The sequence below is a fragment of the Saccharopolyspora sp. NPDC003752 genome, assembly GCF_053605825.1.
The window spans coordinates 166,046-191,981 of sequence record NZ_JBSGJZ010000002.1 but is presented as its reverse complement, the minus strand read 5'-3'; the positions used below and the strand labels follow the sequence as shown (position 1 = coordinate 191,981).

Here is a 25,936-nt window from a genome sequence, read left to right as displayed (position 1 = left end):
GACCCCCGTTGCGTCGGCTGGCCATCATCTGCCTCTCCGCAACCCTGCTCGCAGGCTGCGGAATGGACACCACCAGCGACCCCCTCCAGGTCACCGACACCCTCACCGCCGCAACACCCGCCACCGCGCCCCCCGCAACCACCCCACCAGCAGGAACCGTCCACCCCGCACCCCCCGTGCAACACGCCGCCTACGACCGCGACACCCACACCCTCGTGCTCGCCAGCGGCCCCCAGCTCACCCTCGTGGACACGCGCACCAACACCCCGCGCACCCTCACCCTCCCCAGCGCCCCCGCCACCCTGCACACCGACCGCGGCCAACTCACCGCCGCACTCCCCGACACCAACCTCATCAGCCGCATCGACCTGCGCACCGCCACCGCACGCCCCACCCAGGTCCCCGGCGGCCCGGTCGACGCCATCGACCTCGACGGCGACCGAACAGCCGTCATCCTCCGCGACACCGGCACCGTCACCGTCCTCCACAACGGCAACCCCACCGCCACCACCGAGAAGTTCCAAGGCCCGGCACAACTGCTGCCCACCCGCGGCGGCATCGCGGTCCTCGACCGCCTCACCACCGCCATCACGCCCATCGACCCCGCAACCGGCAGCAAAGGCGCAGGCCTCCGCGCCGGACAAGGCGCCACCAACGCCATCACCGACCGCTACGGCCGCATCCTCACCATCGACACCCGAGGCCAAGAACTCCTCGCCTTCAGCACCGACCCGCTGATCATGAAACAGCGCTACCCCGTGCCCGGCGCCCCCTACGGCCTCGCCTACGACCCCACCCGCGACCTAGCCTGGATCACACTGACCGCAACCAACGAACTCGTCGGCTACGACATCGCCGGCGGCGAACCCCAGGAACGCCACCGGCTCCCCACCATCAGCCAACCCAACGCAGTCGCAGTCGACCCAGACACCGGAGACGTCTACATCGCCTCCGCCAACGGCGCCGGCTACCAGGTGGTGAGAGCGTGAACGCAGAAGGAACCGACACCGAAACCGACTGGGAATACCAACCGCTGCGCCTCCCACCGGGCGTCACCCGATGGAGCGCAGCGACCCAACTCAGCATCCACGCCGAATTCTCCGGCTGGGAGCTCTCCCGCGTGCTCCTCTACGCCGACGGAACCCGCAAGATCTGGCTACGCCGCCGCCGAACCACCCCCGGCGTACCCGGCCTGCTCACCTGACCCGGTCACGGCACTCGCAGCAACCACTCCCGCGTCGCGAACTTCGACTCCACCAACTCGCGCGCCCGCTGCCGCTCGCCCTCCGACACCGGACCATCGGACAACCCGAACCGCCGGCGGAACCCCTCGATCAACCGCTCGATGATCACCTCACGAGCCAACCCCGTCTGCCGCCGCAACGGATCCACCCGCTTCTTCGCGCTCGAGATCCCCTTGTCCGACAACTTCTCCTTCCCCACCCGCAACACCTCACCCATCTTGTCCGCATCGATGCTGTAGGACATCGTCACGTGGTGCAGCACCGCACCCGACACCAACCGCTTCTGCGCCGCACCACCGATCTTCCCGCCATCCGACGCGATGTCGTTCAACGGCTGGTACCACACGTTCAACCCCAACTCCCGCAACACACCCAGCACCCAGTCGTCCAAGAACGCGTACGACTCCGCGAACGTCATCCCCGCCACCAGCGAACCCGGCGCATAAAGCGAATACGTCACCGTGTTCCCCGGCTCCACGAACATCGCCCCACCACCGGTGATCCGCCGCACCACCTCGACCCCATGCCGCTGCGCACCAGCCACATCCACTTCATTGCGCACCGACTGGAAACTCCCGATGATCACCGCCGGCGCCGCCCACTCCCAGAACCGCAACGTCGGCGCACGCCGCCCCGCCGCCACCTCCTCGGCCAACACCTGGTCCAACGCCATGTGCATCAAAGGCGTCTGCGGCCCATCGTGGACCAACCGCCACTCGTGATCAGCCCAATCCGACGCACGCGTCAACGCCCGCCGCACCGCGACCCCGACCGCCTCCGCATCGAAACCCACCAACCGCGCACCAGCCGGCAACCCGCTCCGGATCCGCGCCGCCAACTCCGCCCCATCGGCATCCACCGGCGCCCCCGTCAACGCACCGTTGATGTCCTCCAAAGCCTCGTCCGGCTCCAAGAAGAAATCCCCGCTCAACCGCACATCCGCCAGCCGACCGTCCACAACGTCCAGATCGACCACGACCAGCTTCCCACCGGGAACCTTGTACTCACCGTGCACCGCACACCCCTGCCCTAGACACCGACGAACCGGACAACATCACACGACCACCGTTATTCCACCGCACCCGAAAGGCAGCCCGAGTGACCACCGAACTGCTCACCGGCGCGCTCCTCGCCGACGGCACCGGAACACCCCTGCGCCCCGCCGAAATCCTCATCCAGGACGACCGCATCACCGCCGTCGAACACCCCGGCACCCTCCCCACCGACACACCCCGACGCGACCTCACCGGACTCGTCCTCGCCCCCGGCTTCATCGACGTCCACTCCCACGCCGACAACGCCCCACTGCTCACCACCGACGACACCACCAAGATCCTGCAAGGCGTCACCACCGAAATCGTCGGCAACTGCGGCTTCAGCCTCGCACCGCGCAGCACCCGCAACGCCGACACCCTCGCCACCTTCCTGCAACGCCTCTTCCCACCGCTGGACTTCACCTGGACCGGCTTCCACGACCTCTTCGCCGCCACCGACGCGGCCGGCTACGTCACCAACTACTGCCCCCTCATCGGCCACGGCACCCTCCGCATCGCCGCCCTCGGCATGGCAGACACCGCCCCCGACGACAACGCCCTCCGCACCATGCGAACCGCCCTCGAAGAAGGCATGACCGCCGGTGCTTTCGGCCTCTCCAGCGGACTGATCTACCCACCCGCCGTCTTCTCCACCACCCGCGAACTCACCGCCGTCGCCGAAGCACTCGCCGGCACCGGCCTCTACGTCACGCACATGCGCGACGAAGGCGACGCCCTGCTCGAATCCATCGACGAAGCGCTCCACATCGGCGCCACCGCGGGACGCACCCACCTGTCCCACCTCAAAGCCACTAAATCGGACAATTGGGGCAAGATGCGGCCCGCCCTCGACAAGATCGACCAAGCCCGCAACACCGGCCACGACGTCGTCCAGGACGTCTACCCCTACACCGCGTCCTCCACCATGCTCACCGCCGTCCTCCCCACCTCGTACCTCGCCGGCACCGCCGAACAGACCATCGCCCGCCTCCGCAGCAAGACCGGCCGCGACGACCTCGCCGCCACCATCGGCGAACGCACCGCCTGGGACCGCATCCTCATCGCCACCACCGCCAGCCACCGCCACGAAGGCCGCACCATCGCCGAACTCGCCGCGCACCACGGCACCGAACCCGTCGACGCGCTGATCAAGGTCCTGGTCGACGAGCAACTCCGCGCAGCGATGATCAACTTCTCGATGCACGAGGACGACCTCGAACTCGCCATGACCGACCCGCACACCATGATCGGCTCCGACGGCCTGCCACCCGGCACCGGCGGCAAACCGCACCCGCGACTGACCGGCACCTTCCCCCGGATCCTCGGCCGCTACACCCGCGAACGCGGCGTCCTGACCCTCCCCGAAGCCATCCGCCGGATGACCGCACTGCCCGCCCGGTGCTTCCGCATCCCGGACCGCGGCGTGATCGCCCCCGGCAACATCGCCGACCTGGTCGCCTTCGACGCCGACGCGGTCACCGACATCGGCGACTACCAGGACCCGATGCGCCCACCCGCCGGCATTCCCTGGGTCTGCCAGGCCGGGCGAACCGTCGTCGAGGACGGCGAATACATCGGCCCCCGCACCGGAATCCGCCTGACGCCGAAAGCCTGACCCCACCCCGGGTGCGCCCGCCACCGAACACGGCGACGGGGGCACCCGGAACGCCTCAGACGAGACCGGCCAACAACTCCGCGAACACCGCACGTCGGCTCGCACACCTCGACCCGAATCCCTTGCTCCCACAAGGGGAAACCCCTGGCCATCTATGCGTCTTGGCGGGTGTACAGCAAGTCGGTTCGTGGTGATTGAAGATTTAATTTCAATCTACACTGATATCATAGAAGTTAATACTACACACGTACTCCTCCCGACCGGGCGATTTCCGATCAGCGATCGCGGGTCGCCATGCGATCTCCCAACCCGAGAAGCACCATCAGGCAATAACTTCCGCTTCGAGAGGAGCCGGGCATGACGCTCTCCGACCACTTCGCCGCCCCGCAGCAGCGAACCGCCTCCCCCACCCCGGACTTCGGAGAACTCCACGTGCCCGCCCAGGACCGAGTGGAAACCACCCCCGCCGCGGATCACGACGACCACGACGAGAGCCATCTGATCCGCGGCTACGACTGACCGGAACCCCTCCCCGCCCCACCGGCCGCTACGCTCTGGAAGCGTGGCAACCGATCTCTCGCTGGCCATCGGCCAGCGCTCGATGGGCAACCCGGACATCGCCTACCCGCTGTGGCCGCCGCTGACCGCCGGCTGCCCCACCACGAGCACCGACGAGATCGCCTACCCGGTCGAAGTCGACTACGACTACGACCGGGTCCCGCCAGGTCTGTTCCAGCACGCGACCGGCACCGGCCTGGACCGCTGGGCGCCGCTGCTGCCACCCCTGACCGCCCCGGGACTGGCCGAAGGCGGCACGCCGCTGGTGGAGATCGCCGACGGCGCATTCGTCAAGGACGAAGCGCGAAACCCCACCTGGAGCCACAAGGACCGGCTGAACCGCTGCACGGTGAGCGCCGCCCTCGGCTCGGGCGCAGACGGGATCGTCGTCGCATCGTCCGGCAACCACGGCGCATCCGCCGCCGCGTACGCCACCCGCGCCGGGCTGAAGTGCGTCGTGCTCACCTCGGCCGAAACCCCGCCTGCGGTCACGTCTTTCCTGCGGGCCTACGGCGCGGTCGTGCTGACCGTGCCCGCGGAAGCGCGTTGGCCGCTGCTGCGCCAGATCGTGGCCGAAACGGGCTTCCACCCGGTCAGCAACGTCACGACGACGCACACCGGACACGCCTTCGGCCCCGAGGGGTACAAGACCATCGCGTACGAGATCTTCACCGAACTCGGCGTCCCGGCGGCGGTGTTCGCGCCCACCGGGTACGGCGAGCTGCTCTTCGGCGTGTGGAAGGGATTCGCCGAGCTGGCACGCCTCGGCGTGGCCACGAAAACGCCCCGGATGTTCGCCTGCGAACCCGCCGCAGGCGGCCCGCTGGCCCGCTCCCTCGCCGAAGGACGCCCGGCGGCGGAAGTCGAGGTCGCCGAGACCGCCGCCTACGCGATCAACTCCAAGGTCAGCGGCTACCGACCGGTGGCGGCGATCCGGGCCAGCAGTGGGCGCGCACTGCTGGTGGACGACGCCGAAATGACGCGGGCGCAACACGATCTGGCCCGTGCGGGCCTGTGGTACGAGATCTCCGCGGCCGCCGGGCTGGCCGGCTTCCGCCAGGCGCGCGCCCAGGAGGAGTTCGACGGTCCCGTGGTCTGCATCGCCACCTCCAGCGGGTTCAAGGACATCGGCGTCGGGACGCAACGGCCCGAACCTGTCGATCCGCGCTGGGACGTGGTGCGCCGGCACCTGCAGTCCTCCGGCATCGCGTGCTGAACCGCGCATCCACAGTGGATCGCCCGATCAGCGGCGGAACTCGTAGATCGCGCTGACACCCGAGTCCGACGGATCATCGGACTCCAGGTCTCGCTCCTCGATCAGCTCGAACCCCGCTCGCTCCAGCGCCCGGCGGGACGCCTGGTTGTCCGCCTGCGGCACCGCGACGATCGCCTCGACGTCGTCGTAGAGGCCGAACACCAGCTCCGTGAACGCCGCGATCGCCGACGGGCCGATACCGAGCCCGCATCGGCCGGGCATCCCGATCAGGTAATCGACGCCGGCCGCCGCCGGAATCCCCACGAGCGCGTCCCACTCCGGTTCGTCCGCCATCCGGTAGCACTGGATCATCCCGACCCGCTCCCCGGCCACGTTGATCACGAAGCAGCGCGCCGGATCCACCCCGTCCACGGACGGGCCGTACTCCTGCTCCACCAGGTCCGCGGTCGGCTCCGCGCCACGCCACCACTCCCGCACGTGCGGGGCCGACAGCCAGCTCTGCAGCAACCCGAAATCCTGCCGTGACAACGGATCGAAACGCACCGACCCGACCATTCCCACTCCCCGATTCACGAAAACCATTGCCGAGCAAGGCTAGAGACGTCGGCCCCCGCTTCCTAGCGGTTTTTCGGCAGGTGATGGTGGGTGTTCGACACTGTGCCTTTATTTCATTCAATACTGAAACAATAGATTTTAATGATATGAGACGTTCGCCGAGTGCTGAACCCCTGGTGGTCGTCCGGGGCATGCCGCAGCATGATCCCCATGACCGACTTCCGCTTCTCCTACAACATCTTCGGGCTGGAAGAGCCCGCGGCCTTCGCCGAGACCTGCCGCCGCGCCGAGCGGTACGGGTACGACGCGGTGTTCGCCGCCGACCACCTCGGCATCGCGTCCCCCTTCCCCACCCTCGTCGCCGCCGCGCAGGCCACCGAGCGGCTCCGGGTCGGCACCCTCGTGCTCAACGCACCGTTCTGGAACCCGGCGTTGCTGGCCCGCGAGATCGCCACCACGGACGTCCTCACCGGCGGCCGCCTCGAAGTCGGCCTCGGCGCCGGCCACATGAAGTGGGAGTTCGACGAGGCGGGCATCGAGTGGGAACCGTTCGGCAGCCGCGCCGAACGACTGCGCGCGACTATCGACGAGCTCGGCCTGCTGTTCGCCGCGGACGGCTACGAACAGCAGGCGGCCATGCGCGAGAACTTCGGCATCCCGGTCCTGCGCCCCGTGCAGCGCTCCGGTTTCGGCGGCTACGGGCCACCGCTGATCGTCGGCGGCACCGGCGACCGGATCCTGCAGATCGCCGCCGAATCCGCGGACGTCATCGGCATCGCCGGGGCTTTCCAGGTCAAGGGGCAACCGCCGGGGACGCTGCGCATCGGCACGGCGGCCGAAGCCGACGAGCGGGTCCGCTACGCCCGCGAACGCGCCGGAGATCGCGCCGATCGCGTGCAGTGGCACGCCTTGACGCAGGTGGTCGTGATCACCGATGGCCGAGCGGCCGCAGCCGAGAAGCTCCTGGAGCGGTACGGCTCGATGATGACCGCCGAAGAGCTCCTGGAAACGCCGTTCGCCTTCATCGGCAGCGTCGAGCAGATCGCCGACCAAGTGCTCCGCAACCGCGAGCGCTACGGCTTCACCTACTACACCGTGCACGGCCCGTACATGGACGCCTTCGCGCCGGTCATCGAGCGGGTCCGCTCGATGACCGGCTGAGCCCCACGCGCGGCGAAGTTCGCAGCGGGCTCCTGCCCCCGCCGCTGTGCCGTCGTGCGGTTCGCAGCATGATTTCATTCAACACTGAAGAAATAGATATAATCGATATTTTTGGTCATCGCGCTGCCGCTTTCGATCTGACACTGAGTGCCGAATTGCCGCTAGCGGATGTCCCGCAGGGCCTCTTCGAGGTGCTTGAGGACGACACCCGCAGGCGCCGCGGTCCGCACCACGCCCACCACGACGTTCTCCCCCGCCTCGACGGCGGAATCGTCGCGGCCCCACTGCCCCGACATCGCGACCGTCACCTGCTGCAGCGCTTCGCGCAGCAGCGCCTTCGCGTCCAGCGCTCCCCCGCTCTTCAGCCACTGGCGGAGCACGTGGTTGTGCGCGGCGACCACCGCCGAGGCCACCACCGCGGCGCGCAGATCGCCGCCCGGCTCGTCCGCGTAGCGGCCGCGCAGGTAACGCGCGAACACCCGCTGGTAGCGATCGATGCTGGCGATCTCCTTGTCCCGCAACGCGGAAACCTCTCGGGTCAGCTCGAACCGCTTCAGCGACACCTCCGGCTCCGCCAGGTACATCTCCAGCACCACCTCGGCGGTCCGCCCGAGCACCGCGAGGGGGTCGGCCGCCGGGTCGGCGGCCGCCAGCAGCTCGACCACCTCCGCCAGCCGCTCGTCGTGGCCGGGGAAGACGACGTCCTCCTTGGACCGGAAGTACCGGAAGAAGGTGCGCCGGCCGACACCCGCCGCTTCGGCGATCTGGTCCACAGTGGTCGCTTCGAAACCCTGCTCGCCGAACAGCTCCATCGCGGCCAAGGCCAGGGAGCTGCGGACCCGCCGGCGGCCGTGCGGGGTGCGGCCGGAACGGGTTCTGGGGGCCGGAGTCGCTGCCTCGGACATGGCCGGAATATAGCACCGGCCACGATTGCTAGTGGCACTCAGTGCCGTTAAGATGGTGACACGAACAGGGGTCCGCCGGCGCGGACCGCGAGGACTACCCGGCCGCGGAGCCGGGGAACTAGGAGGCACCCGGTGGACCCGAGCTTCGGCACCTACCAGCTGGCCGAGGAGCACGAAGCACTGCGCGAGGCGGTGCGTGCCCTGGCCGAGAAGGAGATCGCGCCGTACGCGGCCGAGGTGGACGAGCAGGAGCGGTACCCGCGCGAGGCGCGCGACGCGCTGGTCAAGGCGGGCTTCGCCGCCGTGCACGTACCGGAGGCCTACGACGGGCAGGGCGCCGACTCGGTCGCCACCTGCATCGTGATCGAGGAGGTCGCCCGGGTCTGCGCCTCGTCGTCGCTGATCCCGGCGGTGAACAAGCTCGGCACCATGCCGATCCTGCTCTCCGGCTCCGAGGAGCTCAAGAAGAAGGTGATGCCCTCGATCGCCAACGGCGAGGCGACCGCGTCCTACGCGCTGTCCGAGCGCGAGGCCGGTTCGGACGCCGCGTCGATGAAGACCCGCGCGCGCCTCGACGGCGACCACTGGGTGCTCAACGGCAGCAAGTGCTGGATCACCAACGGCGGCGAGTCCAAGTGGTACACCGTGATGGCGGTGACCGACCCGGACAAGGGCGCCAACGGCATCAGCGCGTTCGTCGTGCACGCCGACGACCCCGGATTCGTGGTGGGCCCGAAGGAGAAGAAGCTCGGCATCAAGGGCTCGCCGACCGTGGAGCTGTACTTCGAGGACTGCACGATCCCGGCCGACCGGATCATCGGCGAGCCCGGCACCGGCTTCAAGACCGCGCTGCGCACGCTGGACCACACCCGGCCCACGATCGGCGCCCAGGCCGTCGGCATCGCGCAGGGCGCGCTGGACCAGGCGCTGGCCTACGTCAAGGAGCGCAAGCAGTTCGGCAAGGCCATCTCCGACTTCCAGGGCGTCCAGTTCATGCTGGCCGACATGGCGATGAAGGTCGAGGCCGCGCGCCACATGGTCTACATCGCCGCGGCCCGCGCCGAGCGCGGCGAGGCGAACCTCGGCTTCATCTCCGCCGCCGCGAAGTGCTTCGCCTCCGACGTCGCCATGGAGGTCACCACCGACGCGGTGCAGCTCTTCGGCGGCGCCGGCTACACCCGGGACTTCCCGGTGGAGCGGATGATGCGCGACGCCAAGATCACCCAGATCTACGAGGGCACCAACCAGATCCAGCGCATGGTGATGGCCCGCTCCCTGCTCAAGGGCTGATCCACCGGGTTGGGGGCCGCGGGCCGGCCCCCAACCCTCCTGCCCGGCGAGAACTCCGCCGAGATGACTGGGACGCGGCCACCTACCAGACTTGAGGTGGGGCCGCGCCGCCAGCGGGGTCGACGCAGGACAGGAGGCACGTCATGCACGTCGTTCGTGATTTCTTCGCCTTCATCGGCCGGCTGGGCATCGGGATCATCCTGATCGCGCACGGATGGCAGAAGGTCGTCGACTACGGGCTCGGCGCGGTCGCCCAGAGCTTCGCCGGCATGCAGATCCCGTTCCCGCAGGCGTCGGCCTGGTACGCGGCCCTGGTCGAACTGATCGGCGGTGTGTTCCTGATCCTCGGGCTGCTGCTGCCGCTGGTCGGCGTCCTGGTCGCCATCGACATGGCCGGCGCGGTGCTGCTCGTGCACCTGCCCCACGGGCTGTTCTCCCCCATGGGCTTCGAATTGCCGCTGGCAATCGGCGTCGCCGCGCTCGCACTGGGCTTCAACGGCGGCAATTGGTCGATCGACCACGGCCTCTTCCGCCGCCGTCGCGCTCCCACCGAACCCGCCCCGACGACGAGCTGAGGACTACTCGGTGTCCGTACCGGACCGCTGCTCCCGGGCGGCGAGGAAGTTGCCCGCTTCGGCGTACAGGCTGGTCAGCAGCCAGGTGCCGACGCCGATGTCGTCGCCGATGCCCAGCAGCGGCAGGAAGTCCGGGATGAAGTCGATCGGCGAGACCACGTACACCGCGGCCAGCAGCCAGAGCGCGAGCTGGTAGCGCGGCAGCACCGGATTCCGGCCCCGCGCGGTGGAGGCGATCATCGACGGAACCGCGCGGGCCCGCCGCAGCGGGCTGCCCACCGGCGCGACCCGGTGCGCGCGGACCGCCGCCCGCAGCGGGAGCCGGCGGCGAGCCGCCGCGACCGTTCCGGCGACGAGCATCCCGAGGCCCGCGGCGATCAGGCCCACCGGCAGCAACCAGCCGCCCGCCATGTCGCCGCCGCTGATGATCGCCACGACCACCCCGGCCACCAGCAACAGCCCGCCGATCACGATCATCGCAGCGCCTCCCCCGTCCACGTCGGTGTGATCAGGTTGCCATGGGACGAGCGGTCGCGAGGCGGCGGCCGGGTTTTCATGGCACGGTCGGCGCAGGTGGGACCGGAGAACTGGGGAGTGTCGTGGTCGAGCAGGCCGATTCCAGCGTGCGCGGCACTTCGCTGGCCCGGGCCAGCGCGGCGATGGCGGTGGCGACCACCGTCAGCCGGGTCAGCGGCCTGCTGGCGAAGGTGCTGCTGGTGGCCGTTCTCGGGCTCGGCATGGTCAACGACTCCTACACCGTCGCGAACACCCTCCCGACCGTGGTCAACGAGCTCCTGCTCGGCGGGGTGCTCACGAGCATCGCGGTGCCGCTGCTGGTGCGGGCGCAGCAGGAGGGCGCCCGGCAGGGCGAGGCCTACGCGCAGTGGATGATCACCATGGGTGGGGTGCTGCTGATCGCGGCCACCACCGCCGCGGTGGCCGCCGCGCCGCTGCTCACCGAGCTCTACCTCGGCCCCGACACCCGGGCCAACGCCGCGTTGACCACGGCGTTCGCCTACCTGCTGCTGCCCGGCATCGTCTGCTACGGGATGTCCGCGCTGCTGCAGGCGATCCTCAACGTGCGCGGCGTGTTCGGCACCCCGGCCTGGGCCCCGGTGCTCAACAACGTCGTCGTGATCACCACAGTCGTGGTGTACGCGCTGGTGCCCGGCGAGATCTCGGCGCACCCGGTGCGCATGGGCGAGCCGAAGCTGCTGGTCCTGGGCATCGGCACCGCGCTGGGCATCGCGGCCCAAGCGGCGATCATGGCCGTTTCGCTGCGCCGCAGCGGTTTCCGGTTCCGCTGGCGGTGGGGCTGGGACCGCAGGCTGTCCGAGTTCGGCGGGCTCGCCGGGTGGGTCGTGCTCTACACGCTGGTCAGCCAGGCCGGCATGGTGGTGATCACCCGCGTCACCGGGCAGGGCACCACCGGTAGCGTCGCGACCTTCAACTACGCCTGGCTGCTGTCGCAGGTCCCCTACGGCGTGCTCGGCGTCTCGCTGCTCACCGCGCTGATGCCCCGGATCAGCCGCGCGGCCGCGGCCGAGGACACCGCGGAGTTCGTCGCCGACGTGTCGTTGGGCAGCCGGCTGAGCGCCGTGCTGCTGATGCCGATCAGCGCGCTGCTGGCGGTCGCCGGCGGCGCGATCGGCGTGGCGTTCTTCTCGCTGGGCGCCAGCGACGTCGCGGCTGCGGACCGGCTCGGCTGGGCGCTGGCGGCCGCCGCGCTGGGCGTGGTCCCGTTCGCGATCACGATGCTGCAGCTGCGCGCGTTCTACGCGATGAAGGACGCCCGCACGCCCACCTGGATCAACGTGATCATGGTTCTGGTCCGCAGCGTGCTGTGCTACGTCGCGCTCGCCGTGCTGGATCCGCGCGATCTCGTCGTCGGCGTCACCGGTGCGATGTCGGTGAGCTTCGTGATCGGCGCGATCGCCGGCCAGATCTGGCTGCACCGCAGGGTCGGCCCGGTCCAGACCCGCCGGACCCTCGCCGGGATCGGGCGCGCGATCGCCGCCGCCCTGCTCGGTTGCGCCTGCGGGCTCGCCGCCCTCGCCGGACTGCGCAGCGCGTTCGGCCCGTTCGGGCCGGTCGCCGACGCCTGGTTCTCGCTGGTGGTGCACACGGTGGTGGTGCTGGCGGTCAGCTTCGGCGCGCTGGCGCTCTTCCGTGCCCCGGAGCTGCGACCCGCGGTCGACCGGCTGGCCCGGATCTTCCGCCACTGACGGTCACTTGCGGTTGCGGACGTGCGGCCGGGTTCGTTCGGCGCGAAGCGCGCGCAGCTCCGGAGGATCGGGCAGCGGCTCCAGAGGTTCGCCGATCGCCCATTCCAGCAGCAGATCGGCCAGCTTCGGGTTGCGCGCCAGCACCGGTCCGTGCAGGTAGGTGCACACGACGTGCCCGCGGACCGCGCCTTCGGCATCGTCGTGACCGTTGCCGATACCGCGCGTCACCCGGCCCAGCGGCTGCGAGCCGGGGCCGACCCGGGTGCGGCCGAGGTGGTTCTCGAACCCGGTGAGCATCCCGACGCCGCCCAGGGTGGACTGCGTCGTCACCTCGCCGATCGCGCGCCCGCTGCCCGGCTCGGTGGCCGCGTCGACCACGCCCAGGCCGGCGTGCTCCACGCCGTCGCCGGTGACGAAGCTCGTCCCGAGCACCTGCAGGCCACCGCAGATGCCCAGCACCGGGGAGCCGCGTTCCACCGCGCGCCGCAGCCCGGGACCGCGGTGCAGGAACCGGACCGCGGCCACCTGCGCGACGTCCTCCCCACCGCCGATCAGGTACAGGTCGCAGGACTCCGGCACCGCGGCGGAATCGGAGAGCACCGTCACCGTCTCGCTGTCGATGTTGCGCCACTTCAGCCGCTGCGCCAGCACCAGCACGTTGCCCCGGTCGCCGTACGTGCCCAGCAGGTCGGGAAGCACCAGTGCGAGCCGGACGCGGTCGCGCATCATCGCCGGCTCCTGGTCACGAGGTCGCGGAAGGCGGTGTAGTTGGCTATCACGTCCGGCACGCCGGTGGCCGACCCGGCCAGTGCCTCGTCCACATCGGACGACACGGCGCAGGGCACCTCGGCGTAGCGCAGCCGCACCGCCAGATCCAGCGCCCGGTCCCCCGCCACCCGGACCGGCCGGTCGCGCAGGACCTCGAAATCCACGTCCCACAGCCAGGAAACGTCGTAGCCGTCGGCCTCCCGGCTGTTGACCACCAGCACCAGCGGTGCGTCGCCACCGTCGACGAGGTCGAGCATCTCCAGCCAGCTGGCCGGATTCTTCGCCAGCAGCAGCCGGGCGTCCCGCCCGGCGAGCCGGACCGTCTGGTAGCGGCCGGCGGCATCCGAGATCCGCCCGATCCGGGCCAGCGACGCGTCCTCGTCGCAGCCGAGGTGCAGCGCCGCGGCCAGCGCGAACGTCGCGTTGACCCGGTTGACGTGGCCCGGCAGCGACAGCGCGAGCTCGTGGTGGGAACCATCGGCGGACACCGCGCCGGTTCCGGTGACCGTCCAGTCCGCGGCGGGACGCGCCAGGCCGCAGGCGCAGCGCCAGTCCCGGTCGGTGTCGCCGATGAACGCGCCGCAGTTCGGGCAGTTCAGCGCGTCGTCCTTCCAGCGCACGCCACCGGAGATCCAGGTGACCGCGGGATGACCGGCGGCGGCGAAGACGATGTTCGGGTCGTCCCGGTTCGCGATCACCTGCGCGCCCGGCGCCTGCGCCAGGGCGCGTCGCAGGCTCGCGGCGACAGTGCGGATCTCGCCGACCCGGTCGAGCTGGTCCCGGCTGAGGTTGAGCAGCAGGATCACGGCCGGCTCGAACTGCTCGGTCACCTGCGCCAGGTGCAGCTCGTCGACCTCCAGCGCGGCGAACGGGGCGTCCGGCCTGGTCATCAGCGCGGCGACGTGTCCATCGAGCATGTTCGCGCCGGTGCCGTTGCTGACGGCGGGAGCCTGCGAGCGCAACGCCTCGGCCACCATCTGCGTGGTCGTCGTCTTGCCGTTCGTCCCGGTGACCATCACGACACGCCGCCCGATTGCCAGCCTGCGCAGGGCTCTCGGTTGTACGCTCAGCGCGAGCCGGCCGCCGATCATCCCGCCGCTGCCCATGCCGAGCCGCCGCGACATCGACGCCGCCAGCCGCCCCAGATCGACGGCGATGGCGGTGCGCAGGTCTTGGCGCTGCGCCCTGCGCATCGGCGGTGCCGGGACGACCCGCCAGCTCTGATCGGCCGGCCGGTCTGCGGTCGGGGCGCGCTCCGCCGCCTCCCTCGAGTCCCGCGTGGTGTCGGTCATGCGTCCCTCCCCCCTCGGCGCCCGCACACGCGCGACACGCCTAGGCCAGCTCCGGATGACGCGTCACCACCAATGGGCCGCACTCGGGCGCGCCGTCCGTCGCTTCTTCGCCAGTGTGGCGCGCGTTCGGCGAAACAGCGCGACGATCAGCAGAAGGGCACCGGCGGCGATCGTCGTCGGGCCGACCCAGCCGCCCAAGGCGGTCACCTCCACCAGCGCGGCGTAATGACCTGCGTCCATCTTGCTCTCCCCCTTTCCCGCGGCACGTGCCGTTTCCCGCACCGAGCGCACGGCCGGGCTTGATCACGAGAATGATCGGGGCAACGGGCGATGCGACCGGTCCCAACATGCCGATGAATCACCCTGCCGGGCAGCATTCATCCCGGGTGATGATCGGAAGACACGGAACGTACAAGGCGAGTGACGGGGCGCGCGTCCGGACCATGCGCCGAATTCGCCTCGGGCACGCGGAATTCGAGGTGTCAGCGACGATCGGACGATGTGGACACTTCGCTCGATCGGGTTTGAAAACTCAACACGTTCGGCGATCAACGGAACGGTCATTAGGCTCGGGAAGCACTCCGACGGTCCCACTCGAAGGGAGCCCGCCGTGACCGAAGTCCTGGTGCTGATCCTGATGTCCGGCCTCGCCCTGGGCGGCGTCAGCTGGACCGCGTGGGACATCCGCAGCGACCTGCGCCGCCGCAAGCTGAAATGAGCCCGTTTCCCGCGCCTCGACCGGAAATGCAAGGGACCCCGCCGGAGAGAGGCAGGCGGGGTCCCTTGCTGTCGCCCGGTCACGCGGACCGGACGGGTCACTTCACGGTCAGCTGCTGCCCCGGGAAGATCAGGTTGGCGTCGCTGACAACGCCGTGGTTCTTCTCGAAGATCGACTGCCAGCTGACGTCGAACTGGGCACCGATCGAGCTCAGCGTGTCGCCGGCCTGCACGGTGTAGGCGCCCTCGACCTGGACGGTCTTCTTGACCTCGGTCTTCTTGGTCTCGGTCTTGACCTTGGGCTTGGTCTCCGTCTTCGGAGTGGTCTTCTTCGTGGTGGTCGAAGAGACGCTCTGGTTCTGCAGGCCGCCACCGGCCGTCAGACCCGCCTTCTTCGAGCACACCGGCCAGGCGCCCGGGCCCTGCTTCTGCAGCACGCGCTCGGCGACCGCGATCTGCTGCTCGCGGCTGGCCTGCGAGGCGTTCGAGGCGTAGCTGGTGCCACCGTAGGCGGCCCAGGTGGACTGGTTGAACTGCAGGCCGCCGTAGTAGCCGTTGCCGGTGTTGATCGACCAGTTGCCACCGCTCTCGCACTTCGCGACGGCGTCCCAGGTGGACTGCGACGCGGCGTTGGCCGGCAGGGCCAGGGCGAACGGAGCGGCGACGACCGCGCCGGCGAGGGCGACCCGCGCGACGTTGCGGCCGGTGGTGGACTTGCGGTGCTTGCCTCGGGAGCTAGCCATGTTCTTCGTCTCCAGCAACGCCTGCGCTGACGCCAGGGGCGGCGACCGGCGCGGCCGAGACTGCTCGGCCGGGACGCCGGGTTCGCCGTCGTCGTCAGGCCCCTGCCCTGATGCACGTGTCGGGGGTCGGAAGGGCCCGCTGGGCAGGGTTCGGCGAAGCGGACTTCCGGTCTTGCTCGTCGGCTCGGGGGCGCCGACGAGGGGCCACGCTACGTAGCCGGAAACCGAGGACCAAACCATCAGCGAGTGGCCATCGTCATAGAAACGCCGACAAGATCGCCGCGATTGCTGGGTTTTTCCAGCTCATTTCTTGATCGACGATGAGCTCACCCCCGGAAATCCAATCACCCACGGTGAGACATGAGCCACGACTCACCCTATTGAGTGTTCACAGAGCGTCCCCGACCGCATTCGATCAGTTCACATGGGCACACCGAAAAGACCGAGCGGAGGCTCTGCGCCTCGTCCGAAGAGACCGAATTGCCCGGCGCGACATCCCTTGCCTCGTAGGCTGATCCCACACGTGATGGACAGGAGGCCGAGGTGGCTGAGACGTCGGTGGCCGAGGTGATGGCCGAGCTGGCCGCGCTCGAGGACCCGAAGGCGCGCAAGGTGAACGAGAAGCACGGTGACGATCACGGTGTGAACCTCGGCAAGCTGCGCGCGCTCGCGAAGCGGCTGAAGACGCAGCAGGAACTCGCGCGCCAACTCTGGGAGACCGGCGACACCGCTGCGAGGCTGCTGGCGACGCTGATCTGCCGCCCGAAGGCGTTCGAGCGTGCCGAGCTGGACGTCATGCTGCGCGAGGCGCGCACCCCCAAGGTGCACGACTGGCTCGTGAACTACGTGGTGAAGAAGAGCCCGCACGCCGAAGAGCTGCGCCTGGCCTGGTCCGCCGATCCGGATCCGGTGGTCGCGAGCGCCGGCTGGGCGCTGACCACCGAACGCGTGGCGAAGAAGCCGGAGGGCCTCGACCTCGCGGAGCTGCTCGACGTCATCGAGGCGGAGATGAAAGGCGCCCCGGACCGCCTGCAGTGGGCAATGAACAGCTGCCTGGCCCAGATCGGGATCAGTCACGCCGAGCACCGCGCCCGTGCACTCGACATCGGTGAGCGCCTGGAGGTGCTCAAGGACTACCCGACCCCACCGAACTGCACGTCACCGTTCGCGCCCATCTGGATCACCGAGATGGTGCGCCGCCAGCGAGATGATTTCATTCAACACTGAACTAATAGAGTAGACAAACACAACGATGGGCGCCTCCTGCTTATGTCGGCGGGAGGCGCCCATCCACTCGCTACTACTCGTCCGGCGGGGTCACTCCGTGCGGAGGCCCGTCGGGTGGGCGGCTCGGCCGAGCGCCGGGAGGGTCAGGGCCGTGACGACCAGGACCGCCGCTGCCGCGAACGCGAAGAGGCCGAGCATGCCGGGCAGGTCGAAGACGATCCCTTCCCTCCCGGCATCCGTGGCCACCGCCGTCAGCGTGCCGAGCAGCATGCCGACCACCGTCGCCAGCGCCGTTGCGACGAGCATCGGGACCGCGTTCTGCAGGAGTTGTGACCGCCGCAGGGTTCGCCTCGGGACGCCCACCGCCCCGAGCACGGCCAGCGGCCTGCGTCGTTCCTGGATCTGCTCGGCCGCCGAGACGAACAGGCTGCACCCGATGAGCGCGAAGGTGAGCAGCGCGCCCGCCAGCAGCGCGGCGCGGATCGCGGCTACGGCCGACTCCTCCTCCGCAGCCGTGCTGCTGGTTCCGGTCGTCGCGATCCATGCGCTGTAATCGGCGAAATGTGCCGCGGCGACGTTGCGGAGGCGATCGCTCAGGTCGTTCGGGGCCGCCTGGTTGAGGCGGATGTACCCCTCCAGGCTCTGGGCTTCCGCCGGGACGCCCGCGGCTGGGGTCAGGACCATCGCGATGTCCTCGGTGCCGAACCTGAACGGCACGGTCGCCGGCCGCACCGACTCCGGCACGTCCCAGGCCGGCGGTGGCGTGCTGGCGCGGAATTCCATGCCGAACGACGATTCCGCGAGCTCGACGCGCTCGCCTGGTCGCAGCGGGCTGCGCCCTGGCGGGACGAACGCGTCGCCGTCCCGGCAGTCCGGCACCGAGAGCAACCGGGCGATCTGCGCGCAGTCGGCGATGAGCAACTTCCCGGTCGCCTGGTCCTTTCCCGTGACATAGGCCGTCGTGGCGACCTGCACGTCGTCGATGCCGGGCAGCGACCGCACTTCCTGCTCGATCCGCCCGATCTCGGTGGCATCGGCCGGTCGTTCGCCGGTGATCCGTCCCTCGGCCGACGCCGGTTGCACCGCTTCGCGTGGAGTGCTGCGGGCCGCGCGTTCGGCTTCGACCGTGGCCACCAGCGTCTGCAGGGCGATCACGCCCGCGACCACGACGGCGATCGCGCTGACCGACCGCGCGGCGGGGCCGCTGGCCAGCTGCAGCCGTCCGATCGCCAGCTGCCACGCCGTCGAGCCGCCGCGCAGTCGTCCGACCGCGCGCTCGACGCACCACGGGAGCAGCACCGGGATCCCGACCAGCACGAGCACCACGGAGACGACGAACAGCGGGAGGTCGTCCACGCTGTCGAAACCGGCGGTGACGGCCAGCAATCCCAGCAGGCCCAGCCCGAGCGGCACCAGGCGCCAGCCCAGGCGACGCCGCCGCGACACCGTCCGGCGGGTCACGTCCAGCGGGTCGGCGATGGCCTGCGCCAGGGAACCGATCGTGACCACGACGGCGACGGCCGGGATACCTGCGGTCACGAGCAGGGCGAGCCACCACACCGGGGTGATGTCGAATTCGAAGACGGCGGTCCGCACGACGGTCACCCCACTGGCCAACGTCTTCCCGAGGAAGTACAGCGCCCAGCCCAGCACGACGCCCAGCAGCGCGCCGGCCAGCGCTTCACCCGCCGCCATCCGGCGGATCTGCTCGCCGTCGGCACCGACCAGCCGCATCGCCGACAGCCGGCGCTGCCGTGCGGTCTCGGCCAATCGCGTGGTGGCCGCCACGTACACCACGATCGGCACCAGCAGCGCGGCCAGGCCGAGGGCGAGCATGAGCCACTCGTCCGTGGAGAACGTCGTGCGACTGTGCCCCGGGGCCTCCCCGAAGTGGTCCACCACCCCGCTGACGCTGCTGCTCTGCGGCGAAAGCGCGTCGGTTCCGGCGTAGAAGAAGAGCTCGTTGGGGGCGATCAGGCCCTCGTCGGCGATGACGCCGACCACGTTGGGGAACCTCGGCTGCAGCAACGCACCGTCCGGCCCGGAGAGGATCTCCTGCAGCGCCGGCGAGACGACCACCTCTCCCGGACGCGGGTTCTGGCGCAGCCCGGGGGCAACCGGCCCGTCGGGACGCAGGTTCTGCACCCACACCCCCTGCACCCACTCCGCCCGGAACTGCGTCGAGGTCTCCGCCACCAGCACCGAGGCGGCGTCCCCGACGGCGGCGCCGGCACCCCACCGCGCATCGAACCGGGCGTCGCGGGAGGAGGTGACGTTCGGGATCGATGCCGCCGCCAGCAGCAGCGCCACGCCGAGCCCGACACCCGCGGCGGTGACCACCAGCCGTCCCCACGACCGCCGGCCGGTCACCGCCAGGCGGAGCCCGAAGGCCAGGTCCCGCATCCAGTCCTGCGCAGTCGTCATCGGGCCACCCCGGTGAGCTGGGTGCTGCCGTCGCGGAGCACGACCTCCCGGTCCGCGTAGGCGGCGACGCGCGGTTCGTGGGTCACCAGCACCACCGCCGCGCGGGCGCCCCGCGCGGCGCGCGTCAGCAACTTCATCACCTGCTCGCCGCCGGCGGAGTCCAGCGCGCCGGTCGGCTCGTCGGCGAAGATCACCGCGGGCTCGGCGACCAGCGCCCTGGCCAGCGCCGCGCGCTGGCCCTGCCCACCGGAGATGTCGCCGGGGCGCGAACCGGCCACGTCGGCGATCCCCAGCTCGTCCAGCCACAACGCGGCCTTGGACTCCGCTTCGCGGCGCGCCACCCCGGACAGCCGCAGCGGCAGCGCCACGTTCTCGCGCACCGTCAGCTCCGGCACCAACTGCCCGAACTGGAAGACGAAGCCGAACTCCTCGCGGCGCAGGGCGCTCCGCCGCTCGTCGGACAGCGTCGTCAGCTCCGTGCCGCGGTAGCTGATCCGGCCCGACTGCGGCAGGCGGATGCCGGCCAGGCAGTGCAGCAGGGTCGACTTCCCGGACCCGGACGCGCCCATCACCGCGACGATCTCCCCCGCCGAGACGGACAGGGACACGCCGCGCAGCGCCGGCGTCGGGCCGAAGGACAGGTGCAGGTCCGCGCCGCGCAGCAGCGGTTCGGCTGCGGGCGCCTGGGTCACCGCTGGTTCGGTCACTGGGAAACCTCCTGGGCGAGCGGTTCGAGGCGGGTCACGGCGAGTTCGAGCCACCGCAGGTCCGCCTCCAGGTGGAAGAGGGCGTAGTCGTGCACCAACTGCTCGCCGGGTTCGGCTTCGGTCTTGCGGCGGGTCAGTTCGCGCATGCGGGCCAGGTGGGCGCCGCGCTGGCGGTCGAGCACCTCCGTCGCGTCGCGACCGGAGCGGACGGCGAGGACGACCTTGGCGTAGAGCGTGTTGTGGAGTTCTGCCACGGGCTTCTCCGGAGTGGACAGCCACTCCTCGATCCGGCGCCGGCCGGCCTCGGTGATCGAGTAGCGCTTGCGGTCCGGTCCCCCACCGGACTCGACTCCGTCCACTTCGACCAGTTCGTCCCGCAGCAGCCGGGACAGCGTCGAGTAGACCTGCCCGTAGGCCAGCGACTTGGCGTGCCCGAAGCTCTCGTCGTAGGCGCGCTTCAAGTCGTATCCGTAGCTGGGGCCACCTTCCAGCAGCCCCAGCAAGGTGAGACTGATCGACATGCCGGCAACTATACGCGCGATGTATATAGCGAGTGTATAGATACCTGCATCAAGCGATTCCGCTGGTCAGGCGCGTTCGCGTTGCGGCACCACCGTGTACCGGGGATCCCGGACCGACGCACGACCGGCCTCGAAGACGGCGTACCGCGTCGCGGCGGCGGCCGCGGTCAGGCTCAGCCCCGAGGCGATCGCGGCCGTCCGGCTGCGCCCGGCGAACAGCGCCGCGCCCGCGCCGAAGGCGGTCAGCGCCCGGGCAGCACGCCACACCGCGCCCGCGCGCCCCTGCCGGTAGACCTCGCCGACCAGCCCCATCCGCCGGTGCATGCGCTGCTCGGCGGCGAACTCCAGCGCCGCCCCGGTCATCGCCATCCGCCGCGCCGGGCCGGACTCGCCCGGCGCGGTGAGCATGCCGATCGCACCCGCGCTCGACACGGCGCTGCCGGCGAACAAGAACGGCAGCTCGCGGTACGCCTCGTGCCAGCCCGGGACCGCCGTGTCGGCCAGCAGCACCGCGGTGTAGGTCGTCATGGCGGGCGCGATCACCCCGGCCGTGGTGGCCGCCGCACGGCCCAGCACCGGGAGCCGCCCGGTGAGTTCGCTGGCCACCGCCGCGCTGGACAACGCCGAGAACGGCGCCAGGATCCAGGACCCGACGCTCAGCGGCGAGGTCGGCTTCAGCACCCGGAGCATGTTCAGGAACCGCGCCGGGCGGCCGAGGTCGTGGATCAGCGCCCCGACGCTGGCCGTCGCGCCGACCGCCGCGGCCAGCCTGCCGGAGCGCGCCAGCCGCCGGTACCCGGCGAGGTCCGCGCACAGCGCCATCGCCGACGACGCCCCCGCCAGCCCGCCGAGGTAGAGGTACGCGGGAACGTCCGGCACCTTCCACACCGGCTGCTTGAGCACCGGGCGCCCGTAGTAGGACCGGAACTCCGCCTCCGGCACCATCAGCCGGTCGCCGCGCTTCACCGCCTGCCCCCGAGGAAGCACCCGGCGATCACCGCCGCCGCGGTCAGCGCCGCGCCCGCCGCGTGCCGCCACATCGACGGCAGGTCCCGCGTCGTCACCACCGGGTCCGGTGGCAGCCCGTACACCTCGGGCTCGTCCAGCAGCAGGAAGAACGCGCCGTCGCCGCCGACCCCGTCCGCCGGGTCGTGCCCGTAGAGCCTGGCCTCGGCGATGCCCTGGGCGTGCAGTTCTTCGACGCGCAGCTGCGCGCGGTCGCGGAGTTCGTCGAGCGGGCCGTACTGGATGGACTCCGTCGGGCACGCCGTCGCGCAGGCGGGCATCAGCCCCGCGCCCAGCCGGTCCTGGCACAACGTGCACTTGGCCGCGCCGCCGGTGTCCGGGCGCACGTCGATCACCCCGTACGGGCAGGCGGGAACGCAGTAACCGCAGCCGTTGCACACGTCGTCCTGCACCAGGACCGTGCCGTACTCGGTGCGGATCAGCGCGCCCGTCGGGCAGACGTCGAGGCATGCCGCGTGCGTGCAGTGCTTGCAGACGTCCGAGGACATCAGCCAGCGGACCTGGTCCTCGCCCATGCCCGGCATGCCCAGGTCCACAGTGGACCCGTGTTGTTCGACGAAGGCCACGTGCCGCCACGTCGTCGCGCCGAGCGCACCGGTGTTGTCGTAGGACATCCCGGTGAGGTCGAGGCCGTCCTCGGGCAGCAGGTTCCACTCCTTGCAGGCGACCTCGCACGCCTTGCACCCGATGCACACGCTGGTGTCGGTGAAGAACCCGACGCGGTCGGGGTGGTCCGGCGGGTAGCCCGCCTCCCCCGCCGGGTCCGCCAGCGGTCCGCTCAACCGGTTCGATTCCACGCGCTCACTCGCCTCCTCGCCTCGGGCTGTCGGCGTGCTCCGTGCCGGTGCGCTCGGTGATCCCGGCCCGCCTGCGGTACTCCTCGACGTAGCGGACCAGCGCCGCGCCGCGCGGGCGGCGGCCCGGCCGGATGTCGCAGGCACCGGCCTTGGTCTCCATGATGTGCACGTTCGGGTCCAGCGCCACGTTGATCAGCTCGTTCGCCGCGTCGCCGGTCGTCAGGCCGTTCGGCCCCCAGTGCCACGGGATGCCGATCTGGTGGATGGTGCGCTCGCCGTGGCTCAGCGGCCGCATCCGGGCGGTCACCAGGACGCGGCCTTCGATGGCGCTGCGGGCGGTGACCACGGTCGCCCAGCCCAGGTGCCGCAGCCCGCGCTCGGCCGCCAGCGCCGGGGAGACCTCCAGGAACATCGCCGGCGCCAGCTCGGACAGGTGCGCCAGCCACCGGCTCATGCCGCCCGCGGTGTGGTGCTCGGTGAGCCGGAACGTGGTGAACACGTACGGGAACACCTCGCTGCCGGGTTCGGCGCCGCTGGGCTGGTAGCGGTTCTCCGGGCGCGAACACACCTGCCGCGCCGGATTCCGCTGCTGGGCGGCGTGGATCCGGTTCTCCACCGGCGATTCCTGCGGCTCGTAGTGCGCCGGCAGCGGTCCGTCGACCAGCCCGGCCGGGACGTAGAGCCAGCCGCGCCCGTCGCTCTGCATGATGAACGGCTCGGTGCCCGCGATGCCCTCGGGCCCGGTGGCGTCCGGGTCGGGCAGGTAGTCGGGCCGCTTGGCCCGGTCGAAGTCCGGGATGTCGTGGCCGGTCCACTCGCCGCTCTCGTCGTCCCACCAGACGTAGGCCTTCCGGTCGCTCCACGGCCGGCCGTCCGGATCGGCCGATGCCCGGTTGTAGAGCAGCCGCCGGTTCGCCGGCCACGCCCAGCCCCACTCCGGCGCGACCCACGACTGCTCGCGTCCCGGGCGACGCCGCGCGGACTGGTTGATCCCGTCGGCGAAAACGCCGCAGTAGATCCAGCAACCGCAGCGGGTGGACCCGTCCGGACGCAGCTGGGTGTAGGACGACAGCGGATCGCCGGCGGCGTCGAAGCCGTTGATCTCCTGCAGCACGGCCGCCGCGCTCGGCTCGCGGATGTCGCCCTCGACCGGGTAGTCCCAGGTCAGCTCCAGCAGTGGCCGGTCCCGCTCGGCGCCGGGTTCGAGCTTCTCCCGGATCCGCCGCCCCAGGTGGTAGAAGAACCACAGGTCGCTGCGCTGATCCGCGTGCGGTTCAACGGCTTTGTGGTGCCACTGCAGCAGCCGCTGGGTGTTGGTGAAGGTGCCGTCCTTCTCGGTGTGCGCCGCGGCGGGCAGGAAGAACACCTCGGTGCCGATGTCCTCGGTGCGCATCTCGCCGGTCTCGATCTCCGGGCCGTCCAGCCAGAAGGTGGCCGTCTCGATCAGGTTGAGGTCGCGCACCACGAGCCAGTCCAGGTTCGCCAGGCCCATCCGCTGCTGGCGGGCGTTCGCCGTGCCCACCGCCGGGTTCTCGCCGACGACGAAGTAGCCCTTGCAGCGCCCCTCGATCTGGTCGATCGCGGTCTGGAAGGTGCCGTGGTCGCCGGTCAGCCGCGGCAGCCGGTCGAAGCAGAAGTCGTTGTCGGCCGTGGCGTGCTCGCCCCACCACGCCTTGAGCAGGCTGACCAGGTACGACCGCATGTTGCCCCAGTAGCCGCGCGCGAGCTCGTCGGGCGCGACGAAGGAGTCGAGGTCGAAGTCGGCGTGCGCGTGCGGCATCGGGATGTAGCCGGGCAGCAGGTTGAACAGCGTCGGGATGTCGGTCGAGCCCTGGATGCTGGCGTGCCCGCGCAGCGCCAGGATCCCGCCCCCGGGCCGGCCGATGTTGCCCAGCAGCAGCTGCAGGATGGAGGCGGCGCGGATGTACTGCACGCCCACCGTGTGGTGCGTCCAGCCGACCGCGTAGGCGATCGCCGTGGTGCGGTCCCGGCCGGAGTTCGCCACGAGCTGCTCGGCCACCCACTCGAAGTCCTCGCGCGGAACCCCGCACACCTCCTCCACCATTTCCGGCGTGTAGCGCGCGTAGTGCCGCTTGAGCAGCTGGAACACGCAGCGGGGATGCTGCAGCGTCGGGTCGGTCTCGGCACGACCGCGGTAGACCGGGCCGCCCGATCCGGTGCGCTCCGGGCGGCTGGCGTCGCGCTCGCGTCCGTGCGGCGTCGTGGGCACCGCGGTCTCCGGGCCGTGACCGCCGACCGACGGCACCGCGGAACTGCCCTCGTACTGCCAGGTCGTCGTGTCGTAGCTGCCGGCTTCGGGGTCGAAGCCGGAGAAGACGCCGTCGAGGTCCTCCGTGTCGCGGAAGTCCTCGCCCACGATCATCGGGGCGTTCGTGTAGGCCACGACGTAGTCGTGGAAGTAGGCGTCGTTGGTCAGGACGTGGTTGATCAGCGCGCCGAGGAACGCGATGTCGCTGCCCGCGCGCAGCGCGACGTGCCGGTGCGCCAGCGCCGAGGTGCGGGTGAAGCGCGGGTCGACGTGGATGATCGTGGCGCCGCGCCGCTTCGCCTCCACCACCCACTGGAAGCCGACCGGGTGCGCCTCGGCCATGTTGGACCCCTGGATGAGGACGCAGTCGGCGTTGGCGAGGTCCTGCTGGAACGTGGTGGCGCCGCCGCGCCCGAACGAGGTGCCCAGACCGGGCACCGTGGAGGAGTGTCAAATGCGGGCCTGGTTCTCCACCTGGATCGCGCCGAGGGCGGTGTAGAGCTTCTTCATGAGGTAGTTCTCCTCGTTGTCGAGGGTCGCTCCTCCGAGGCTCGCGATGCCCGTCGTGCGCCGCAGCGGCCGGCCGTCGGCGTCGGCGTCCTGCCAGGTGGCGGCCCGGGTGGCCAGCACCCGGTCGGCGATCATGTCCAGCGCGGTGTCGAGGTCGAGGTCCTCCCACCCGGTGCCGTGCGGGCGGCGGTAGCGGACCTTGGTCTGCCGCAGCGGCGAGGTCACGAGCTCGCGGCTCGCCGAGCCCTTGGGGCACAGCCGGCCGCGGCTGATCGGCGAATCGGGATCGCCCTCGATCTGGGTGACCGCACCGTCCTGGACGAAGACCCGCTGGCCGCAGCCCACCGCGCAGTACGGGCACACCGAACGGACCACCGCGTCGGCGTCCTCGGTGCGCGCCCGCCGCTCATCGGTGCGCCGCGACCGGGCCGCCGGGCCCCTGCCCAGCGGGTCCGCCCCGGTCAGCTGGCGAACCACCGGCCAACCCAACCACTCCGCCATCGCCGTTCTCCCAACACGCGTGGTTCCAGGAGAAACCCGGCGGCCGGGCAGTGCAA

At 70.7% G+C, this 25,936-nt stretch carries 24 protein-coding genes; 10 read left to right on the top strand and 14 right to left on the bottom strand.

The window, feature by feature from the left end; genetic code table 11:
- The first annotated feature begins 8 nt into the window (after nucleotides 1-8).
- Both ACWEV3_RS03755 and ACWEV3_RS03750 read left to right on the top strand, forming a co-directional pair.
- On the top strand, nucleotides 9-989 hold the full coding sequence (locus ACWEV3_RS03755; protein ID WP_452612400.1) for a YncE family protein: 981 nt from the start codon (nucleotides 9-11) through the stop codon (nucleotides 987-989).
- Nucleotides 986-1,204, top strand: a complete 219-nt coding sequence (locus tag ACWEV3_RS03750; protein WP_093263387.1) for a DUF5703 family protein — start codon at nucleotides 986-988, stop codon at nucleotides 1,202-1,204. The genes ACWEV3_RS03755 and ACWEV3_RS03750 overlap by 4 nt, the downstream gene beginning before the upstream one ends.
- 5 nt (nucleotides 1,205-1,209) lie before the next feature.
- On the opposite strand, the gene ACWEV3_RS03745 is transcribed toward ACWEV3_RS03750, so the two are convergent.
- Nucleotides 1,210-2,259 carry a lipoate--protein ligase family protein gene (locus ACWEV3_RS03745; protein WP_452612399.1) on the bottom strand — a complete coding sequence of 350 codons (1,050 nt, stop codon included), beginning with the start codon at nucleotides 2,257-2,259 and terminating at the stop codon, nucleotides 1,210-1,212.
- An 83-nt stretch (nucleotides 2,260-2,342) separates the two neighbouring features.
- On the opposite strand from ACWEV3_RS03745, the gene ACWEV3_RS03740 reads away from it, so the two are divergent.
- The 3 genes from ACWEV3_RS03740 (at nucleotide 2,343) to ACWEV3_RS03730 (ending at nucleotide 5,667) form a co-directional block, all read left to right on the top strand.
- Nucleotides 2,343-3,893, top strand: a complete 1,551-nt coding sequence (locus ACWEV3_RS03740) for an N-acyl-D-amino-acid deacylase family protein (protein ID WP_452612398.1) — start codon at nucleotides 2,343-2,345, stop codon at nucleotides 3,891-3,893.
- A 357-nt stretch (nucleotides 3,894-4,250) separates the two neighbouring features.
- The gene (locus ACWEV3_RS03735) at nucleotides 4,251-4,412 is read left to right on the top strand and encodes a hypothetical protein (RefSeq protein ID WP_165968059.1); all 162 of its coding nucleotides are present in this window, start codon (nucleotides 4,251-4,253) and stop codon (nucleotides 4,410-4,412) included.
- A 43-nt stretch (nucleotides 4,413-4,455) separates the two neighbouring features.
- Nucleotides 4,456-5,667: a threonine synthase gene (locus ACWEV3_RS03730; RefSeq protein ID WP_452612397.1), complete on the top strand. Its 1,212-nt coding sequence runs from the start codon at nucleotides 4,456-4,458 to the stop codon at nucleotides 5,665-5,667.
- 27 nt (nucleotides 5,668-5,694) lie between these two features.
- On the opposite strand, the gene ACWEV3_RS03725 is transcribed toward ACWEV3_RS03730, so the two are convergent.
- On the bottom strand, nucleotides 5,695-6,195 hold the full coding sequence (locus ACWEV3_RS03725) for a GNAT family N-acetyltransferase (protein WP_452612396.1): 501 nt from the start codon (nucleotides 6,193-6,195) through the stop codon (nucleotides 5,695-5,697).
- 237 nt (nucleotides 6,196-6,432) lie between these two features.
- On the opposite strand from ACWEV3_RS03725, the gene ACWEV3_RS03720 reads away from it, so the two are divergent.
- Entirely contained in the window at nucleotides 6,433-7,383 is a 951-nt protein-coding gene (locus ACWEV3_RS03720; RefSeq protein WP_452612395.1) for a TIGR03621 family F420-dependent LLM class oxidoreductase, read from the top strand.
- A gap of 161 nt (nucleotides 7,384-7,544) precedes the next feature.
- Here the strand turns inward: ACWEV3_RS03720 and ACWEV3_RS03715 are convergent, their stop codons facing one another.
- A complete protein-coding gene (locus tag ACWEV3_RS03715) occupies nucleotides 7,545-8,288 on the bottom strand; it encodes a TetR family transcriptional regulator (protein WP_452612394.1) in 744 nt (247 codons plus the stop codon).
- A gap of 132 nt (nucleotides 8,289-8,420) precedes the next feature.
- Between ACWEV3_RS03715 and ACWEV3_RS03710 the strand changes: the two genes are divergently transcribed.
- Both ACWEV3_RS03710 and ACWEV3_RS03705 read left to right on the top strand, forming a co-directional pair.
- Nucleotides 8,421-9,578 (top strand): acyl-CoA dehydrogenase, encoded by a 1,158-nt coding sequence (locus ACWEV3_RS03710; protein ID WP_397525667.1) that lies wholly within the window; start codon nucleotides 8,421-8,423, stop codon nucleotides 9,576-9,578.
- 143 nt (nucleotides 9,579-9,721) lie between these two features.
- Nucleotides 9,722-10,153, top strand: a complete 432-nt coding sequence (locus ACWEV3_RS03705) for a DoxX family protein (RefSeq protein WP_452612393.1) — start codon at nucleotides 9,722-9,724, stop codon at nucleotides 10,151-10,153.
- A gap of 3 nt (nucleotides 10,154-10,156) precedes the next feature.
- On the opposite strand, the gene ACWEV3_RS03700 is transcribed toward ACWEV3_RS03705, so the two are convergent.
- Complete coding sequence (locus ACWEV3_RS03700) at nucleotides 10,157-10,630, bottom strand: YkvA family protein (protein ID WP_452612392.1); 474 nt, start codon at nucleotides 10,628-10,630, stop codon at nucleotides 10,157-10,159.
- 122 nt (nucleotides 10,631-10,752) lie between these two features.
- On the opposite strand from ACWEV3_RS03700, the gene murJ reads away from it, so the two are divergent.
- A complete protein-coding gene (gene murJ, locus ACWEV3_RS03695) occupies nucleotides 10,753-12,378 on the top strand; it encodes a murein biosynthesis integral membrane protein MurJ (protein WP_452612391.1) in 1,626 nt (541 codons plus the stop codon).
- Nucleotides 12,379-12,381: 3 nt separating this feature from the next.
- On the opposite strand, the gene ACWEV3_RS03690 is transcribed toward murJ, so the two are convergent.
- The 4 genes from ACWEV3_RS03690 to ACWEV3_RS03675 all read right to left on the bottom strand — a co-directional run bounded on the left by ACWEV3_RS03690 (nucleotide 12,382) and on the right by ACWEV3_RS03675 (nucleotide 15,898).
- Nucleotides 12,382-13,107, bottom strand: coding sequence for a type 1 glutamine amidotransferase (locus ACWEV3_RS03690; RefSeq protein WP_452612390.1), 726 nt, complete (start codon nucleotides 13,105-13,107; stop codon nucleotides 12,382-12,384).
- Nucleotides 13,104-14,438, bottom strand: a complete 1,335-nt coding sequence (locus ACWEV3_RS03685; protein ID WP_452612389.1) for a MurT ligase domain-containing protein — start codon at nucleotides 14,436-14,438, stop codon at nucleotides 13,104-13,106. Before ACWEV3_RS03685 ends, ACWEV3_RS03690 begins: the two co-directional genes overlap by 4 nt.
- 63 nt (nucleotides 14,439-14,501) lie before the next feature.
- Nucleotides 14,502-14,678 (bottom strand): hypothetical protein, encoded by a 177-nt coding sequence (locus ACWEV3_RS03680; protein WP_452612388.1) that lies wholly within the window; start codon nucleotides 14,676-14,678, stop codon nucleotides 14,502-14,504.
- 575 nt (nucleotides 14,679-15,253) lie between these two features.
- Nucleotides 15,254-15,898 (bottom strand): transglycosylase family protein, encoded by a 645-nt coding sequence (locus ACWEV3_RS03675; RefSeq protein WP_452612387.1) that lies wholly within the window; start codon nucleotides 15,896-15,898, stop codon nucleotides 15,254-15,256.
- A gap of 570 nt (nucleotides 15,899-16,468) precedes the next feature.
- Here ACWEV3_RS03675 and ACWEV3_RS03670 point away from each other — a divergent pair.
- On the top strand, nucleotides 16,469-17,125 hold the full coding sequence (locus ACWEV3_RS03670) for a DNA alkylation repair protein (protein ID WP_452612654.1): 657 nt from the start codon (nucleotides 16,469-16,471) through the stop codon (nucleotides 17,123-17,125).
- Nucleotides 17,126-17,215: 90 nt separating this feature from the next.
- On the opposite strand, the gene ACWEV3_RS03665 is transcribed toward ACWEV3_RS03670, so the two are convergent.
- The 6 genes from ACWEV3_RS03665 to fdh form a co-directional block, all read right to left on the bottom strand.
- The gene (locus ACWEV3_RS03665) at nucleotides 17,216-19,549 is read right to left on the bottom strand and encodes an ABC transporter permease (RefSeq protein WP_452612386.1); all 2,334 of its coding nucleotides are present in this window, start codon (nucleotides 19,547-19,549) and stop codon (nucleotides 17,216-17,218) included.
- A complete protein-coding gene (locus ACWEV3_RS03660; RefSeq protein ID WP_452612385.1) occupies nucleotides 19,546-20,256 on the bottom strand; it encodes an ABC transporter ATP-binding protein in 711 nt (236 codons plus the stop codon). Before ACWEV3_RS03660 ends, ACWEV3_RS03665 begins: the two co-directional genes overlap by 4 nt.
- A complete protein-coding gene (locus ACWEV3_RS03655; protein ID WP_452612384.1) occupies nucleotides 20,253-20,777 on the bottom strand; it encodes a PadR family transcriptional regulator in 525 nt (174 codons plus the stop codon). The genes ACWEV3_RS03660 and ACWEV3_RS03655 overlap by 4 nt, the downstream gene beginning before the upstream one ends.
- 66 nt (nucleotides 20,778-20,843) lie before the next feature.
- Nucleotides 20,844-21,743: an NrfD/PsrC family molybdoenzyme membrane anchor subunit gene (gene nrfD, locus ACWEV3_RS03650; RefSeq protein WP_452612383.1), complete on the bottom strand. Its 900-nt coding sequence runs from the start codon at nucleotides 21,741-21,743 to the stop codon at nucleotides 20,844-20,846.
- Nucleotides 21,740-22,600: a 4Fe-4S dicluster domain-containing protein gene (locus ACWEV3_RS03645; RefSeq protein WP_452612382.1), complete on the bottom strand. Its 861-nt coding sequence runs from the start codon at nucleotides 22,598-22,600 to the stop codon at nucleotides 21,740-21,742. The genes nrfD and ACWEV3_RS03645 overlap by 4 nt, the downstream gene beginning before the upstream one ends.
- A gap of 4 nt (nucleotides 22,601-22,604) precedes the next feature.
- Nucleotides 22,605-25,880: a formate dehydrogenase gene (gene fdh, locus ACWEV3_RS03640; RefSeq protein ID WP_452612381.1), complete on the bottom strand. Its 3,276-nt coding sequence runs from the start codon at nucleotides 25,878-25,880 to the stop codon at nucleotides 22,605-22,607.
- Between the last annotated feature and the right edge of the window lie 56 nt (nucleotides 25,881-25,936).